The 15,637-nt window shown below is 70.7% G+C and carries 14 protein-coding genes and 1 pseudogene; 9 read left to right on the plus strand and 6 right to left on the minus strand.

Annotated features, from left to right (window positions below):
* Nucleotides 1–1,743 carry an acetyl/propionyl/methylcrotonyl-CoA carboxylase subunit alpha gene (locus tag Dfulv_RS05250; RefSeq protein WP_259861475.1) on the minus strand — a complete coding sequence of 581 codons (1,743 nt, stop codon included), beginning with the start codon at nucleotides 1,741–1,743 and terminating at the stop codon, nucleotides 1–3.
* A gap of 116 nt (nucleotides 1,744–1,859) precedes the next feature.
* Here Dfulv_RS05250 and Dfulv_RS05255 point away from each other — a divergent pair, with 116 nt between their 5' ends.
* From Dfulv_RS05255 to Dfulv_RS05270, 4 genes are all read left to right on the plus strand, one after another.
* The gene (locus Dfulv_RS05255; RefSeq protein WP_259861476.1) at nucleotides 1,860–2,495 is read left to right on the plus strand and encodes a PadR family transcriptional regulator; all 636 of its coding nucleotides are present in this window, start codon (nucleotides 1,860–1,862) and stop codon (nucleotides 2,493–2,495) included.
* 80 nt (nucleotides 2,496–2,575) lie between these two features.
* Complete coding sequence (locus tag Dfulv_RS05260; protein WP_259861477.1) at nucleotides 2,576–3,529, plus strand: ATP-binding cassette domain-containing protein; 954 nt, start codon at nucleotides 2,576–2,578, stop codon at nucleotides 3,527–3,529.
* An 11-nt stretch (nucleotides 3,530–3,540) separates the two neighbouring features.
* A complete protein-coding gene (locus Dfulv_RS05265; protein WP_259861479.1) occupies nucleotides 3,541–4,296 on the plus strand; it encodes an ABC transporter permease in 756 nt (251 codons plus the stop codon).
* 69 nt (nucleotides 4,297–4,365) lie between these two features.
* Nucleotides 4,366–5,583 (plus strand): MFS transporter, encoded by a 1,218-nt coding sequence (locus Dfulv_RS05270; protein ID WP_259861481.1) that lies wholly within the window; start codon nucleotides 4,366–4,368, stop codon nucleotides 5,581–5,583.
* A 17-nt stretch (nucleotides 5,584–5,600) separates the two neighbouring features.
* Here Dfulv_RS05270 and Dfulv_RS05275 read toward each other — a convergent pair whose 3' ends face one another.
* Nucleotides 5,601–6,260, minus strand: coding sequence for an O-methyltransferase (locus Dfulv_RS05275; protein ID WP_259861482.1), 660 nt, complete (start codon nucleotides 6,258–6,260; stop codon nucleotides 5,601–5,603).
* Between the two features lie 10 nt (nucleotides 6,261–6,270).
* Nucleotides 6,271–6,855, minus strand: coding sequence for a Maf family protein (locus Dfulv_RS05280; RefSeq protein WP_259861483.1), 585 nt, complete (start codon nucleotides 6,853–6,855; stop codon nucleotides 6,271–6,273).
* A 38-nt stretch (nucleotides 6,856–6,893) separates the two neighbouring features.
* Here Dfulv_RS05280 and Dfulv_RS48740 point away from each other — a divergent pair.
* A pseudogene (locus Dfulv_RS48740) lies at nucleotides 6,894–7,130 on the plus strand (MscL family protein); the annotation flags it as partial.
* A gap of 283 nt (nucleotides 7,131–7,413) precedes the next feature.
* On the opposite strand, the gene Dfulv_RS48745 reads toward Dfulv_RS48740, so the two are convergent.
* Nucleotides 7,414–7,584: an acyl-CoA carboxylase subunit epsilon gene (locus Dfulv_RS48745; RefSeq protein ID WP_406567934.1), complete on the minus strand. Its 171-nt coding sequence runs from the start codon at nucleotides 7,582–7,584 to the stop codon at nucleotides 7,414–7,416.
* A 141-nt stretch (nucleotides 7,585–7,725) separates the two neighbouring features.
* Here Dfulv_RS48745 and Dfulv_RS05295 point away from each other — a divergent pair, with 141 nt between their 5' ends.
* Complete coding sequence (locus Dfulv_RS05295; protein WP_259869894.1) at nucleotides 7,726–9,873, plus strand: prealbumin-like fold domain-containing protein; 2,148 nt, start codon at nucleotides 7,726–7,728, stop codon at nucleotides 9,871–9,873.
* Between the two features lie 55 nt (nucleotides 9,874–9,928).
* Nucleotides 9,929–11,788 (plus strand): serine/threonine-protein kinase, encoded by a 1,860-nt coding sequence (locus Dfulv_RS05300; RefSeq protein WP_259861486.1) that lies wholly within the window; start codon nucleotides 9,929–9,931, stop codon nucleotides 11,786–11,788.
* Between the two features lies 1 nt (nucleotide 11,789).
* Here the strand turns inward: Dfulv_RS05300 and Dfulv_RS05305 are convergent, their stop codons facing one another.
* Entirely contained in the window at nucleotides 11,790–13,382 is a 1,593-nt protein-coding gene (locus Dfulv_RS05305) for an acyl-CoA carboxylase subunit beta (RefSeq protein WP_259867441.1), read from the minus strand.
* Between the two features lie 43 nt (nucleotides 13,383–13,425).
* Here Dfulv_RS05305 and Dfulv_RS05310 point away from each other — a divergent pair, with 43 nt between their 5' ends.
* Together Dfulv_RS05310 and Dfulv_RS05315 are read left to right on the plus strand one after the other, a co-directional pair.
* Nucleotides 13,426–14,268, plus strand: a complete 843-nt coding sequence (locus Dfulv_RS05310) for a biotin--[acetyl-CoA-carboxylase] ligase (protein ID WP_259861487.1) — start codon at nucleotides 13,426–13,428, stop codon at nucleotides 14,266–14,268.
* A 47-nt stretch (nucleotides 14,269–14,315) separates the two neighbouring features.
* Nucleotides 14,316–14,873 carry a PH domain-containing protein gene (locus Dfulv_RS05315; protein WP_259861488.1) on the plus strand — a complete coding sequence of 186 codons (558 nt, stop codon included), beginning with the start codon at nucleotides 14,316–14,318 and terminating at the stop codon, nucleotides 14,871–14,873.
* Between the two features lie 139 nt (nucleotides 14,874–15,012).
* Here the strand turns inward: Dfulv_RS05315 and Dfulv_RS05320 are convergent, their stop codons facing one another.
* On the minus strand, nucleotides 15,013–15,609 hold the full coding sequence (locus Dfulv_RS05320) for a GtrA family protein (protein WP_259861489.1): 597 nt from the start codon (nucleotides 15,607–15,609) through the stop codon (nucleotides 15,013–15,015).
* Nucleotides 15,610–15,637: the final 28 nt, after the last annotated feature.

The following is a 15,637-nucleotide window of genomic DNA, read 5'->3' on the forward strand; positions in this document are numbered from 1 at the left end:
CTACTTGATCTCGGTGATCACCGCGCCGGCGGAGACGACCTCGCCGACCTTGGCGCTCAGGCCGGTCACCACGCCCGCCTTGTGGGCGTTCAGCGGCTGCTCCATCTTCATCGCCTCCAGGACGACGATCAGGTCGCCCTCCGCGACCGTGTCGCCCTCGGCCACCGCGATCTTGACGATCGTGCCCTGCATCGGGCTGGTCAGCGAGTCCCCGCCGGCGGCGCCGGACTGCTTCTTCGAGGCCGACCGGCGACGCGGCGCCGACTGGGCGGGGGCACTGGTCGTACCGAAGCCGGAGGGCAGCGTGACCTCCAACCGCTTTCCGCCGACCTCCACCACGACCGTCGAGCGGGGCTCGGGCTCCTCGGCGGCCTGACCCGCGCCGGCGAACGGCGGCACCTCGTTGACCCACTCCGTCTCGATCCAGCGGGTGTGGACCCGGAACGGAGCATCGGTGAACGCCGGGTCGCGCAGCACCGCGCGGTGGAACGGCAGCGCGGTCGCCATGCCCTCGACGACCATCTCGTCCAGGGCGCGGCGGGCGCGCTCGATGGCCTGGTCGCGGGTCTCGCCGACGACGATGACCTTGGCGAGCAGCGAGTCGAAGTTGCCGCCGATGACGCTGCCCGACTCGATGCCGGTGTCGACGCGGACACCGGGGCCGGTCGGCAGGGTCAGCGTCGTCACCGTGCCGGGGGCGGGCAGGAAGTTGCGGCCCGGGTCCTCGCCGTTGATGCGGAACTCGATCGCGTGCCCGCGCGGCGTCGGGTCGGCGTCGAAGCGGAGCTTCTCGCCGTCGGCGACGCGGAACTGCTCGCGGACGAGGTCGATGCCGGTGGTCTCCTCGGTGACCGGGTGCTCGACCTGGAGGCGGGTATTGACCTCGAGGAAGGAGATGGTGCCGTCGTTGCCGACGAGGTATTCGACGGTGCCGGCGCCGTGGTAGCCGGCCTCCCGGCAGATCGCCTTGGCCGACTCGTGGATCTGGGCACGCTGGGCATCGGTGAGGAACGGCGCGGGCGCCTCCTCGACGAGCTTCTGGTGGCGCCGCTGCAGGGAGCAGTCGCGGGTGCCCGCGACGATGACGTTGCCGTGCTGGTCGGCGAGGACCTGGGCCTCGACGTGGCGCGGCTGGTCGAGGTACCGCTCGACGAAGCACTCGCCGCGTCCGAACGCCGCGACCGCCTCCCGGGTCGCCGACTCGAACAGCGCCGGGATCTCCTCGAGCGTGCGGGCGACCTTCAGGCCGCGCCCGCCGCCGCCGAACGCGGCCTTGATCGCGACGGGCAGACCGTACGTCCTGGCGAACTCGAGGATTTCGTCGGCGTCCCGCACCGGTTCGGGGGTGCCGGGCACGAGCGGCGCACCGGCGCGCTGTGCGATGTGGCGGGCGGTCACCTTGTCGCCGAGGTCGCGGATCGCCTGCGGGGTCGGGCCGATCCAGGTCAGGCCGGCGTCGATGACCGCCTGGGCGAAGTCCGCGTTTTCGGACAGGAAGCCGTAGCCGGGGTGGACCGCATCCGCGCCGGACTTCCGGCAGGCGTCGATGAGCTTGTCGATGCGCAGGTAGGAGTCGGCCGCGGTGTCGCCGCCGAGCGCGTATGCCTCGTCGGCCAGGCGGGCGTGCAGGGCATCGCGGTCCGAGTCCGCGTAGACCGCCACGCTGCCCAGGCCCGCGTCGCGGCAGGCACGGATGACGCGGACGGCGATCTCGCCTCGGTTGGCGATGAGAACCTTGCGCACGCTGAACGCTCCCTTGGGTCAACCCTCCGGCGCAGTCTAAGCCCTGGTTCGGCACCCGGCCTTGCCAACAAAGTCACTGCGAGGCGTTAGTCAAGTTTTCCTATTACGCTTGTGTCGTGTCGAATACGCGTCTGATGATCCTGGGGCTGGTGTCGCAACTCCAGCCCGTCCACGGCTACGACATCCGCAAGGAGTTGACCAGTTGGAACGTGGAGAGCTGGGCCAACGTCCAGCCGGGCTCGATCTATCACGCGTTGCGCAAGATGGCCGAGGAGGGCCTCCTGGAGGAGGTCGACACCGAGCAGGTCAACAACCGCCCCGCCCGCACGCGGTACCGGATGACCAGGGACGGTGAGGTCGAGTATCAGGCGCTGCTGCGCAAGTACTGGTGGGAGTACCGGGAGCCGGTCGACCCCTTCCTCGCCGCGTTCTCGTTCCTGCCGTCGCTGCCGCGGGCCGAGGCGGCCGGCGCCCTGCGGGCCCGCGCGCGCCTGCTCGAGGGTTGGTCCGCGACCTATCGCGACCATGGCGAGGAGTGGTCCGCGAGCAAGCCGCCGCACGTCGGCTGGCAGTTCGAGCTCACCATGCTCCGCTGCGAGGCGGAGGCCCGCTGGTGCCACGACATCGCCGCGCGGATCGAGGCCGGCGAGGGTATGCACGTGAACGAGCTGCCCGAGGGCGACTACAGCGAGGAGTGGCGCAAGAGCCTCCGGGTGCAGTACGGCGATCCGGTCGACGATGAAGATGAGTAGTACGCGACATATTAAAACTTGACCACGCGATTTATATCGCGTTACGGTCTCCTTGCTGATGTGAAGACAGGGAGACCGACATGATCGAGACCAAGGGGCTGCGGAAGTCGTTCCGCTCCCGCGCAGGTCGGGAGACGAAGGTCGTCGAAGCGGTCCGCGGGGTGGATCTCTCCGTCAAGGAAGGGGAGATCTTCGGGTTCCTCGGCCCCAACGGCGCCGGCAAGACCACGACGCTGCGCATGCTCGCCACGCTCATCACGCCCGACGGCGGCGAGGCCGAAATCGCCGGCGCCGACCTGCTCAAGGACCCGGGTGAGGTCCGGCGCCGGATCGGCTACGTGGCCCAGGGCGGCAGCACCTGGGACGAGAGCACGGCGCGCGAGGAGCTGGTCCTCCAGGCCCGCTTCTACGGCATTCCCAAGGCGGAGGCCCAGCGGCGGGCGGCGAAGGCGCTCGACGCGTTCCAGCTCACCGACTACGCGGACCGCCGCACCAAGACCTACTCCGGCGGCCAGCGCCGCCGGGTCGACATCGCGCTGGGCATCATCCACGAGCCGAGGATCGTCTTCCTCGACGAGCCGACCACCGGCCTCGACCCGCAGAGCCGGGCCCACATGTGGGACGAGATCCGCCGGCTGCGCGACGAGGGCATGACGGTCTTCATCACCACCCACTACCTCGACGAGGCCGACGCGCTCTGCGACCGCATCGCGATCATGGATCACGGCGAGATCGTCACCGAGGGCACCGTCGACGCCTTGAAACGCGAGGTCGCCGGCGACGTCGTGACGGTGGGGGTCAACGGATCCACCAGTTTCGCCGCCGACCTGCTGCAGAACCAGGACTACGTGCGCAGCCTGGAGCAGAAGGCCGGCCAGTTGCGCCTCTACGTCGACGAGGGCGCCGTCGCCATCCCGCACATCCTGCGGCTGCTCGACCACGCGGGGGTGACGCTCGGCTCCATGGAACTGCACCGGCCCAGCCTCGACGACGTCTTCCTGATCAAGACCGGCCGCTCGCTGCGAGAGAGCTGAGGAGACCAGCGATGAAGTTCCTCCGTGACACCTGGCTGGTGTTCCAGCGCCAGATGCAGCTCATGCTGCGCAACCCGGTCTGGCTGATCGTCGGCGTCATCCAACCGCTGTTCTACCTGCTGCTTTTCGCCCCGCTGCTCAAGCCGGCGCTGGGCGTGGACAGCAACGCCGAGGCGTACAAGCTCTTCGTCCCCGGCCTGCTGGTGCTGCTGGCGATGTTCGGTTCGCTGTTCACCGGCTTCGGCCTGATCGCCGAGTTGCGCGCCGGGGTCATCGAGCGCAGCCGGGTCACGCCGGTCAGCCGGCTGGCGCTGCTGGTCGGCCGCTCGCTGCGGGATGTCGTGTCGCTGTTGTTCCAGGCCCTGCTCATCGTGCTGATCGCGGTGGGGTTCGGGCTGAAGGTCAACGTGCTCGACGTGATCGCCGCGTTTGCCCTGATGGCGATCATCTCGCTGATGCTCTCCGCGTTCTCGTACGCCATCTCCCTCAAACTGCGCAGCGAGGACGCGCTCGCCCCGCTGCTCAACACCATCTCGCAGCCGCTGCTGCTGACCGCGGGCATCCTGCTGCCCCTCACGTTCGCTCCGCGCTGGCTGAAGGTCGTCGCCGACTGGAACCCCTTCTCGTGGGCCGTCGACGGGGTGCGTGCGCTCTTCGCCGGCAACCCGGGTGCCGACTCGGTGTGGCAGGCCGCACTGGTCATCGGCGGATTGACCGTGATTACGGTGATCTGGGCGTCGCGGGCGTTCGCGAAGGGCGTCCGCTAGCTGTACCGGTAATGGCCGTCACTGTCATGGCCTCTTCCACCCGGGAAGGGGCCATGACACCGTCGGGCGGTGCCCCGTCTCGTCCGTGACCGCCTCACCTGGGTCATCTATCTCCAACTGGCCATCTGGTGCTACTTCCTCTACGGATTCGGGCCGGTGGCCCCGTTGCTGCGGGACGAGTTGCACATCAGCCGCACGCTCGCCGGCCTGCACGGCACCGGATTCGCGGTCGGCGGCATCATCGGCGGCGCGATCCTCCCGGCCCTGACCCGCCGCCTCGGCCGGCACCGGCTGATCTGGCTCGGGATGGCCCTGGTCTGCGCGGCCGCGGTCGGCATGTTCGGCGCGCACCATCTCGCGCTCACGCTCACGTTCGCGACACTCGGCTCGTTCGGCGGCGCGCTGGCCGTCAACGGCATCAACTCGGCTCTCACCGACCACCACGGCGCCGCCGGCCCGGCCGCGATCAGCGAGGCCAACGCCGCCGCGGCCGTCGTCGGGCTGATCGCGCCGCTGATCGTCGGGGCCAGCTTCAGCGCCGGCCTGGGCTGGCGGACCGGGCTGGTGGTCATGGTGGTTCCCGTGATCCTGCTGGCGTTCTTCGCACGTGTACGGGCACCCGAGCCGATCCCCGTCGAAACGACGGACGGCCGGCGGCACCGGCCCCTGCCGCGGACCTACTGGCTCGCGTTCGCGAGCCTCTGCGCCACCGGGTCGATCGAGGTCTGCCTGACGCTGTGGGGCAGCGACGTGCTGCGCAGCCACGCCGGCGTCTCCGCCGGTGTCGCGACCGCGGCCGTGTCCACGCTGATCGCCGGCATGCTCGCCGGCCGGCTGGTCGGCGGCCGGATGCTGCTGATCTTCCGCCCCACGCGGGTGCTGCTCGCCGCGCTGGCGATGTCGCTCGCCGGCTTTCTGATCTTCTGGGGTGCGACGGTCCCGTGGCCGGCGATGGGCGGGCTGTTCGTCTGCGGCCTGGGTGTCGGCCTGCACTACCCGCTCGGCATCGGGCTCGCCCTAGCGCACTCCGACGGCCAGCCCGACCTCGCCGCCGCGCGGGCGTCGTTCGCGGTCGGCATCGCCTTCGCGGTGGCGCCGTTCGCCCTGGGCGCGCTGGCCGACACGGTGAGCCCGCACAAGGCGTTTCTGCTCGTCCCGGTCTTCGTGGCGGTGTCAGCGGTGGCGGTGTTCCGCCTGGACCGCGCGACCCTCCCCCCTCCTCGTGTTGATCCTGCAGTTGTGGTGCCTGACAAACCGGGACGTGGCGGGAGTGTCGAGGCACCATAACTGCAAGATCAACGCGGTTAGCGGCGGCGGGCGATGGTCAGGCCGTCGGCGATCGGCAGGAGCATCGACTCGACCCGGTCGTCCTGCAGGACGAACCGGTTGAACTCGAGGATCGCGATCGTCGCGGCGTCGGACGGGTCGGGATCGAGGACGCGGCCGTGGCGGAGCACGTTGTCGACCAGGATCAGGCCGCCCGGGCGCATCCGCGGCACGACCTCCTGCCAGTAGCCGAGATACCCGGTCTTGTCGGCGTCGATGAACACCAGATCGAGGTGCGGCTCGGCGGGGAGCGTGGCCAGGGTCTGCGCGGCCGGGCCGAGCCGCAGCTCGATCCGGTCCTCGAGGCCGGCGCGCTTCCAGTACCGCCGGGCGATGCTCGTGAACTCGTCGGAGACGTCGAAGCAGATCAACCGGCCGCCGTCGGCGAGCCCGCGGGCGATGGCGATCGACGAGAGGCCGGTGAAGGTGCCGATCTCGACCGCGTTCCGCACGCCCGCGATCTTCGTCAGCAGGGTGAGGAACGCCGCCTGCTCCTGGGCGATCTGCATGCCCTGGTCGGCCGGCAGGACCCGGGCCGTCTCGTCGATCAGGTCCCGGACGAGCTCGTCGGGCTCGCTGCCGTTGGCGACGACGTAGGCGAGCAGTTCGTCGCTGAGTGAGAGCGATTTCTTGGTCATACCACCATGCCTACCAGAGCGAGGTGACCGGTACGCCGACCGAGGCGAGCAGGTTGCGCAGCGTCGGCAGCGACAGCCCCACCACGTTGCCGTGGTCTCCCTCGATACCCTTGACGAACAGCCCGCCCAGCCCGTCGATCGTGAACGCCCCGGCCACCTGCAACGGCTCCCCGGACGCCACGTAGGCGGCGATCTCCTCGTCGGTCGGCTCGGCGAAGTGCACGGTCGTGCCGACTGTCGCCGACGCCTCCCTGCCGGTGGCCGTGTCGATCAGGCAGTGCCCGGTGTAGAGGATCCCGGACCGGCCGCGCATCGCCTTCCATCGCCGCGTGGCCTCGTCGGCGTCGGCGGGTTTGCCCAGGATCTCACCGTCGAAGGCGAGCACCGAGTCGCAGCCGAGGACGAGGGGCCCGGCGAGCGGGGTGGCCACCGCGCGGGCCTTGAGCTCGGCGAGCGTGCCGGCGAGGGTGGCCGCGTCACCGGCGGCCACGGCCGACTCGTCGACGCCGCTGACGATGACCTGTGGCGACAGGCCGGCGGACCGGAGCAGCTTCAGCCGAGCGGGGCTGGCTGAAGCGAGAATGAACGTCTTCACGGGTCAGAACGCTAGCGCTTCGTCCGTACCATCGCGCCATGCGGAAGCTCTGGGCGGAGTTCAAGGCGATCGCGATCGGCGGCTCGGTCCTGGACCTGGCGCTCGGGTTCATCATCGGGTCGGCCTTCGCCACGCTCATGCAGTCGTTCGTGACGAACCTCTTCCTCCAGGCCGTGGCCGCCGTGGTGGGCGAGCCCGACTTCCAGGAGCTCCAGTTCACCGTGCACAAGACGCCGATCAGGTACGGCGTGTTCCTCAACGACCTGCTGCAGTTCCTCCTGCTGGCCGTGGCGCTCTTCGTGATCATCAAGTTGATGACCTGGATCGGCGTCGAGCGCGGGCGGTCGCTGGACCAACGGCCTTGCCCGTTCTGCTACGACCGGGTGCCGGTGGCCGCGCTGATGTGCCGGTCGTGCGGCCAGCAGTTGGTCGCCGAGGTGCCGTCGCTCGCCGACGCCGAACGGATGCTCGCCGAACGGGAGGCCCGCCGCTGGCCGGTCCTGCCGCCGATCACGATCCCGCGCCGCCGCGGTGGTGCGGGCACGGAGGAGGCCGCGACTAGCGCCAGCGCGGACGGGCACCCGGCAGAGCGCTCTCCCGCCACCGGGAACGCGCCGGACGGGCCGGGGGAGCGGTCGGCGCGAGACTGAACAGCGCGCCCACGATCGCCGCGACCTCTTCGGCTGTCGGAGTGCCCCGCACGACCCTGAACAGCGGCTCCTCGCTCACGCGACCTCCCGTACAAATTCCCGAAACGTTGGCGTCCTGCGAGCATACGCACACCTGAGCGGCGCATACTCGGGTGGAACGGGAGTCGATGGCGAATTGGGGGGCGCATTGACAAACGTCCGGATTCGCGCTGCATCGACGTTGTTCGTCGCGGCGCTGTTCGCCGTACTGCTGCCCGCTGCGCCGTCGAGTGCCCGGGAAGGGGAGTCGCCCGCGTCGATCTCCGCGTCGCTGCACTATCTCGTGACGTTCGTCGCGCGATCCTGCGACAGCTTCGCCGGCGTGATGGGCAACCGCGTCCGCGACGACCGCGTGGAGTCGCCGTCGGCGCCCGGCCGTGACAACGCCTACCGCGACGGCCAGGCCGTCGACCCGGCGGTCGAGGCCGCCAACAGCGCCGGCTGCGCGCCGCTGAACGGCTGGCACTTCTCGCTCGGCGCCGGCCACGAGAAGAAGGGCCAGCTGTCGGCGGTCACCACCCCTGCCGTCGACTCCGGGGCCACGGCCGCCGGTGTGCCGCTGCTCGACGGCAACGGCCAGCGGACCGACACGATGATCGACGGCGCGGTGACCCTGCGGCTGACCGACGACCAGGCGCGGGCCGCGGCGCGGCGGCAGTTGTGGGTCCAGGGCGGCACCCCCGGCGACCCGCTGCTCTCCGCGACGCTGCCCGGATACGGCTTCGGCGCGCTGCGCTGCGCCGCCGACGGCCGCACCGGCGGAAACGTCCAGTGGCTCGGCTTCCCCAGCGGCGTCCGGCACGTTTTCTGCTACGCCTACTACGTCAAGACCGCCGCGGCACCTGGCATGCTCGTCGTGCGGGCCCGCACCGCCAAGGCCCCCGGCTACCCGCAGCGGTTCGCCTTCGACGCGAGCCCCAGCTACACCGCCGACAAGCGGATCTCCGTCGACACCACCACCGATGCGACCTTCGTGCGCAGCTCCGGCGGCCAGCCGGCCACGATCGTCTCGCGTACTCCGGCCGGTTGGACGCTCACCGACCTCGGCTGCGGCAAGAGCGGTGCCGGGCGCAGCCTCACCACCACCGACCTGCCCACCGCCACGGCCACCGTCACGCTCGCCCCGGGCGAGATCGTGACGTGCACGTTCACCTACACGCCCCCCGCCGCACCGCCCGGGCTCACGCTGCGGCTTTTCGGCGACAATCCGGGCGGCGCGTTCGGCCTCGCGGTGGCCGGTGAGGGCGGCATCCGGCAGTTGACCGCGGCGCCGACCGGCGACGGCTCGGCGACGGCGGCAACGGGTGCGGACCTCGCGACGCTGCTGCCGGGCGCCTATCCGGTGACCGTGACCCCGCCGCCCGGCGAGGCTGCCTTGTGGAGCCTGACCGGCGTCGGCTGCGGCGAGACCGAGCTCAAGCCCGAGGGCATGACGGTGACCGTGGTCGTCACCACCGGCACGCCGACCGACTGCACGCTCCGCGTGAGCCGCAGGATCGGCGGCCTGGAGCTGCGCAGTGTGACCGTCGGCGGCACCGGCGCGGCGTCGTTCGCCGTGGCACCGCTCAAGCAGGGTGCGCCCGGCTGGTCCGGCGTCGCGACGACCACCGGTCCCGGCGTCGCGGCGATCGCGCGGGGCGACGTGCCGCAGGCGCTGCCGTTCGGCGAGTACCTCGTCACCCCGATCCCGCCGGTCTCCACAGTGGACGGCAGTTGGCGGCTCAGCTCGTTCGCCTGCGATCCCGGCCGGTCGCAGGACATGCCCGACGTCGGTGCCGACGTCGTGCCGCTCTCCGCCGGTGAGCCCGCCGCGAAGTGCACCGCCACCTACATGTTCGAGTCGGCGCAGCGGTTGCAGGTGACGCTGCGCTTCGCGGGCAGCGTCGACGGGCGCGCCGGTGCCGTGGTCCTCGACGTCAACTGCGCCGACGGCTCGACCGGCCGCGCCGTCCTGAGCGACGGCGACAACGGTGAGGCCGCACTGCCGGCGCCGCTGGGTTTCCTGCATCCGACGAAGTGCACGATCGAGCGACCGGTCGCGCCGGCGGCGAAGGACGCCACGGTGTCGGTGACCGGCGCACTGGACCCGGTGCCGGGCAACGCCCCGTTGGCGATTCCCGGCACGGTCGACATCGGCGGCGACGTGGAGCAGTACACGGTGGTCGTCACGGTCACGTTCGAGGCCACCGTCGAGGCGCCCGCGCAGCAGAAGGTGCTCGACACGTTCCGGGTTCTCCCGATTGCGCTGATCGGTGCCGGTCTGGCGGGAATCGGCCTGGTCATCCTCTTGATCATGGTGGTTCGGTCGCGCGGTTACCGGGAAGAGTGATCACTGCCGGAACCGGACTGTCTCACACGAGCTTGGGTTGGGTAACTTGCTAGTGATGACCCAACCCAAGTCCCTGGTAGCCGAGCGGTATCGATTGATCGAGTTGCTCGGTGCGGGCGGTATGGGCCGGGTCTGGCTCGCCCGCGATGAGATGCTGCGCCGCGACGTGGCGATCAAGGAGGTCATCCCGCCCGGCGGGCTGACCGCCGAGGAGCGCGACGAGTTGCGGTTGCGCACACTGCGCGAGGCCCGGGCGGCGGCCCGGCTCAACGACCCCAACGTCGTCCGGATCTACGACGTGGTCCAGACCGAGCAGGCGCCGTGGATCGTCATGGAATACGTGCCGTCCCGGTCGCTGCACCAGGTGATCACCGACGACGGCCCGCTGCCGCCGGAGCGGGTCGCGCAGATCGGCCTCGCGGTGCTCAGCGCGCTGCGCGCCGCGCACGCCGCCGGGGTGCTCCACCGCGACGTCAAGCCGGGCAACGTCCTGCTCGCCGACACCGGCCGGGTCGTCCTGACCGACTTCGGCCTGGCCGTGTTCGAGGGCGGTGACGGCGCCGTCACGCGGCCCGGGCTGATCCTGGGCTCCCCGCAGTACATCTCCCCGGAGCGCGCCCGCGAGGGCATCTCCGACCCGGCGTCCGACCTGTGGTCCCTCGGTGCCACGCTCTACGCCGCCGTCGAGGGCCGCTCGCCGTATGCCCGCTCCACCACCTATGCCACGCTGACCGCCCTGGCGACCGAGGAGCCCGACCCGCCCACGCGGGCCGGCGTGCTCAAGCCGGTGCTCAACGCGTTGCTGCGCAAGGATCCGCGCTCCCGTGCCGCGATGGCCGAGACCGAGCGGCTGCTCCTGCGCGCGGCCTCCGGCACGCACCGGGGCTGGCCGTGGACGCTGCCGGCGCTGCCGCGCCCACGGCGGTCCAAGGAAGGGCACGTGACCGGCCTGCGCAGCCCGTCCGGCGGCGGGTCCCGCGGCTCTGGCGGCCCGGTCCACCCGGTGACCGGCAGCGACGCCGTCACCGCGGTCCCGGTCGCCCCGGTCAGTGGCCCACCGGACGGCGGCGAGCCGGTCAGCGCGCCCCCGGCCGGCGGGTCGGAGGGTTCGTCCACACCCGAGCCCGGCGGGCCGCGCATCGACTTCCCGGGCCGGGCGGTCGAGATCAACCTCGACGAGGAGGCGCCGGCCCCGGCGACCGGTGACGAGCGCCGGAAGCGCTGGACGGTGCTCGCGGCCGCCGTCGCTGTGGCCGCCGTCGTGGTCGCGGCCGTCCTCCTCATCACCGGCTCCGGCGACGAGGAGCCCGGCAGCCGGCCGACCGGCCTGCCGTCGGCGATCGAGACGACCGCCCAGCCGGCCCCGCCCGGCGACAACGCATCACAGAGCCCGGCCCCGAGCCGGTCGCCGCAGGTGGAGGGCTCGTTCGGCAACGACGTGCTGCAGTTGCCGGCCGGCTACCACTATGAGACCGATCCGACCTGGGGCTGGACCGTCGCGGTGCCCGACGGCTGGATCCGCACGCCGCACGAGTCGTCGAGATCGATGATCTACTTCGTGAGCAACACCGACCAGCGGATGCGGATGGGTATCGACACCACCGACAAGCCGTCGGCCGACCCGGTCGCCGACTGGACCGCGCAGGAGGCCCAGCGGCTGCGCGGCCGGATGTACGCCAACTATCAGCGGGTCAAGATCGAGCCGGCCCAGTTCATCGGGAACTGCGCCGACTGGCAGTGGACGTATGACAGCTCGCGGGGCGGCCGGATGCACGTGTCGAACCTGGGTTGCCGCATCCGGCCGGACCTGGGCCACGCCATCTACTGGGAGGTCCCCGAGGACCTCTGGGCCAGCCAGCCGGTGACCACGATGTACGGCCTCATCCGCGTCTCGTTCCGGCCGAAGCCGGCCTGAGCTACAGCGGGATGTTGCCGTGCTTCTTCGGCGGCAGCGTCTCCCGCTTGGTCCGCAGCAGCCGCAGCGCCCGCACGACCTCGACGCGGGTCGTCGACGGTGGGATGACCCCGTCGATGTAGCCGCGCTCCGCCGCGACGTACGGGTTGGCGAGCGTGTCCTCGTACTCCTGGATCAGCTCGGCGCGCCGCGTGGTCGGGTCCTGCGCCTCGCGCAGTTCCTGCCGGTAGAGGATGTTCACCGCACCCTGCGCGCCCATGACCGCGATCTGCGCGGTCGGCCACGCGAAGTTGAGGTCCGCGCCGAGGTGCTTGGAGCCCATGACGTCGTACGCGCCGCCGTACGCCTTCCGGGTGATGACGGTCACCTTCGGTACCGTCGCCTCGGCATAGGCGTAGATCAGCTTCGCGCCGCGCCGGATGATGCCGTCCCACTCCTGGCTCGCGCCGGGCAGGAAGCCCGGGACGTCGACGAACGTCAGGATCGGGATGTTGAACGCGTCGCAGGTCCGCACGAAGCGCGCCGCCTTCTCCGAGGCGTTGATGTCGAGGCAGCCGGCGAAGTGCATCGGCTGGTTGGCCACGACGCCGACCGGGTGGCCCTCGACGCGGCCGAAGCCCACGACGATGTTCTGCGCGAAGAGCGGCTGGACCTCCAGGAAGTCCTCGACGACCGCCTCGATGACGGTGCGCATGTCATACGGCTGGTTCGCCGAGTCCGGGATCACCGAGTCGAGCACCAGGTCGTCCTGGTCCACCTCGAGCGTCGCGGGCGCGGGCACGACGGGCACGTCGTCGAGGTTGTTCGACGGCAGGTACGACAACAGCGCCTTGACGTACTCGATCGCGTCGTCCTCGTCGGAGGCCAGGTAGTGCGCGTTGCCGGACTTGGTGTTGTGCGTCCGGGCCCCGCCCAACTCCTCGAACTCGACGTCCTCGCCGGTCACCGTTTTGATCACGTCGGGGCCGGTGATGAACATGTGTGAGGTCTGGTCGACCATGACCGTGAAGTCGGTGACCGCGGGGGAGTAGACCGCCCCGCCCGCGCAGGGCCCCATGATCAGCGAGATCTGCGGGATCACGCCCGAGGCGCGCACGTTGCGGAAGAAGATCTCGCCGTACAGCCCCAGGGAGACGACCCCCTCCTGGATGCGCGCGCCGCCCGAGTCGTTGATCCCGACGATCGGGCAGCCGATCTTCATCGCGAGGTCCATGACCTTGACGATCTTCTCGCCGAACACCTCGCCGAGGCTGCCGCCGAAGACCGTGAAGTCCTGGGCGAACACGCAGATCTGGCGGCCGTCGACGGTGCCGTAGCCGGTGACCACCCCGTCGCCGTAGGGCCGGGTCCGCTCCAGGCCGAAGTTGGTGGACCGGTGCCGGGCCAGCTCGTCGAGCTCGACGAACGACCCCGGGTCGAGCAGCATCTCGATCCGCTCACGGGCGGTCTTCTTGCCCCGGGCGTGTTGCTTCTCGACGGCCCGCGCCGAGCCCGCGTGCACCGCCTCGTCGGTGCGCCGCCCGAGATCCGCGAGCTTTCCGGCGGTCGTGTGGATGTCGGTCCCGGCTCCAGCGTCGACACCAACCTGCTCAATGGTCACGCTGGGCATGGTAATCGCGGGGCCTTAGGGTCGAGCTGTGAACATTTACACCGACCTGGAGCGCCCTCCGCTGCGCCCGGCCGCGTTGCGGCGCGCATTGGTCGTTCCGGGCGGGTTCTGGACCGATCTGCAGGTGGTCGAGGAGACCGGATCCACCAACGCCGACGTGGCCTCGGCCGCGCGCGACGGCGCCGCCGAGGGGCTGGTGGTCGTCGCCGAGCGGCAGACCGCGGGCCGGGGCCGGCTGGGCCGCGAGTGGCAGTCGCCGCCGCGTGCCGGCCTGGCGTTGAGCCTGCTGCTGCGCCCGACGGTCGCGCCGACGAGGCTGGGCTGGCTGCCGCTGCTCACCGGGGTGGCGCTCGCCGAGGCGGTCCGCCGGGTCGCGCGGCTGGACGCCTACCTGAAGTGGCCCAACGACCTCCTCCTCCAGGGTGACCGCAAGACCGCCGGCATCCTCGCCGAGGCCGTCGGCGACGGCGCGATCGTCGTCGGCGTCGGCCTCAACACCACGCTGCGTGAGCACGAGCTGCCGCGCCCCGACGCCACCTCGCTGGCGCTCGCGGGGGCCGCCAGCGCCGACCGCGACCCGCTGTTGCGAGCCTTCCTGCGGTCTTTCGAGGAGTGGTACGAACTGTGGCGCGCGGCCGACGGCGACCCGTCCGCCTCGGGACTGCACGAGGCGTACCTCTTCCACTGCGGGACGATCGGCCGCCGCGTGCAGGTCCAGCTGCCCGGCGCCGAGACGCTCGTCGGCACGGCCATGGGCATCGACGACGACGGAAGGCTGCAGGTCGCGGACCGGTCGGGGGCGGTGCGGGCGGTGGCCGCCGGCGACGTGGTCCACGTCCGTCCGGACGCGCCCGGCAATACGGCCGGGTAGGCGGTGCCGCCGGGGACACCGAAGGGTCTAGCCTCACCTCGACATTCATGAACGAGGAGGTTGGCGTGGGGTTCCCGGAAAGCGTCCTCACCAAGGACGAGCAGGTGGTGCTGCACCTGCACCCCCACTGGAAAGCGCTGTTCCTGCCGGTGGTCTGGTTCGTTCTCGCCCTCGCCGCGGTCATCGCGGCGGTGATCTTCACCGACTGGGGCATGATCCCGTTGCTCATCCTGGGCGGCATCGCGCTGGCGGTGGTGCTGGTGGTGACCGGGTGGCCGTGGATCAAGTGGCGGACCACGCACTATGTGTTCACGAACGAGCGGGTGATCATGCGCAGCGGCGTGTTCTCGCGCAGCGGCCGTGACATTCCGCTGGGCCGCGTCAACGACGTGTCGTTCTCGCACACGCTCTTCGAGCGGATGCTGGGCTGCGGGACGCTGACGATCGAGTCGGCCGGCGAGCGGGGCCAGGTCCAGCTCACCGACCTTCCCCAGGTCGAGAAGACCCAGAGCGTGCTGTACGAACTGGTGGACGCCGACCGCCAGAAGTACACCTTCGGCGACGACGACCGCGACGCCCTGGTGCGGGAGATCAAAAGCGAGTAGCCCCTCTTCGGCTCCCCCTCGCGTCGATCTTGCACTTGTGGTGCCTCGGCACTCCCGCGATGTCCGGGTTTGTTAGGCACCACAACTGCAAGATCGACGCGGGTCGGGGCGGGGCGATCACCCGGCCGCGCGGACGGCCCTAGCGGTGGCCGGCCGGGGTTTCCATGTCGTTGAGGCGGAGGTCCTTGTCCTCGGACTGGCGCGGCGCCGGCGCGACGGAGACATCCGTGAGGGCGACCTCCAGGGCCTCGACCTCGGCCTCCAGCCCCTGCTCGGCGGTGGCCGGCGTCTGCTTGAAGACGAACGTGCGATACGCCCAGAAGCGGAACACCATCGCCAGCGCGATGCCCACCGCGTTGGCGATGTTGAACGCCAGCCGGTCGTCGCTGTTGTGCTCGCTGAAGTGCAGCCCGTACTTCGCGACGGCCAGAACGGCACCCTGGATGAGCAGGCCGACACCGTTGAGGGCGAAGAACAGGGTGTATTCGCGGCGGATGGTGCTGCGGTCACGGGACTGGAACGTCCACTGACGGTTCAGCACGTAGGAGACGGTCGTGGCCACGACCGCGGCGACGATCTTCGCCTTCAGCGGGCCGATCGACAGCAGCACGTTGAGCACGGCGTAGTCGATGACCGTGTTGACCCCGCCGACTGCGGCGAACCTGAACAGCTCTGTGACGAGCGACCGGTAACGCTCGGGGACGAACCGGTCGCGAAGGTTGCTGGCAAGGCGCACCGTGCAACCTTACGGTAGGTGGCCAAGC

It is taken from the genome of Dactylosporangium fulvum, assembly GCF_025137375.1.
Lineage (GTDB): Bacteria > Actinomycetota > Actinomycetes > Mycobacteriales > Micromonosporaceae > Dactylosporangium > Dactylosporangium fulvum.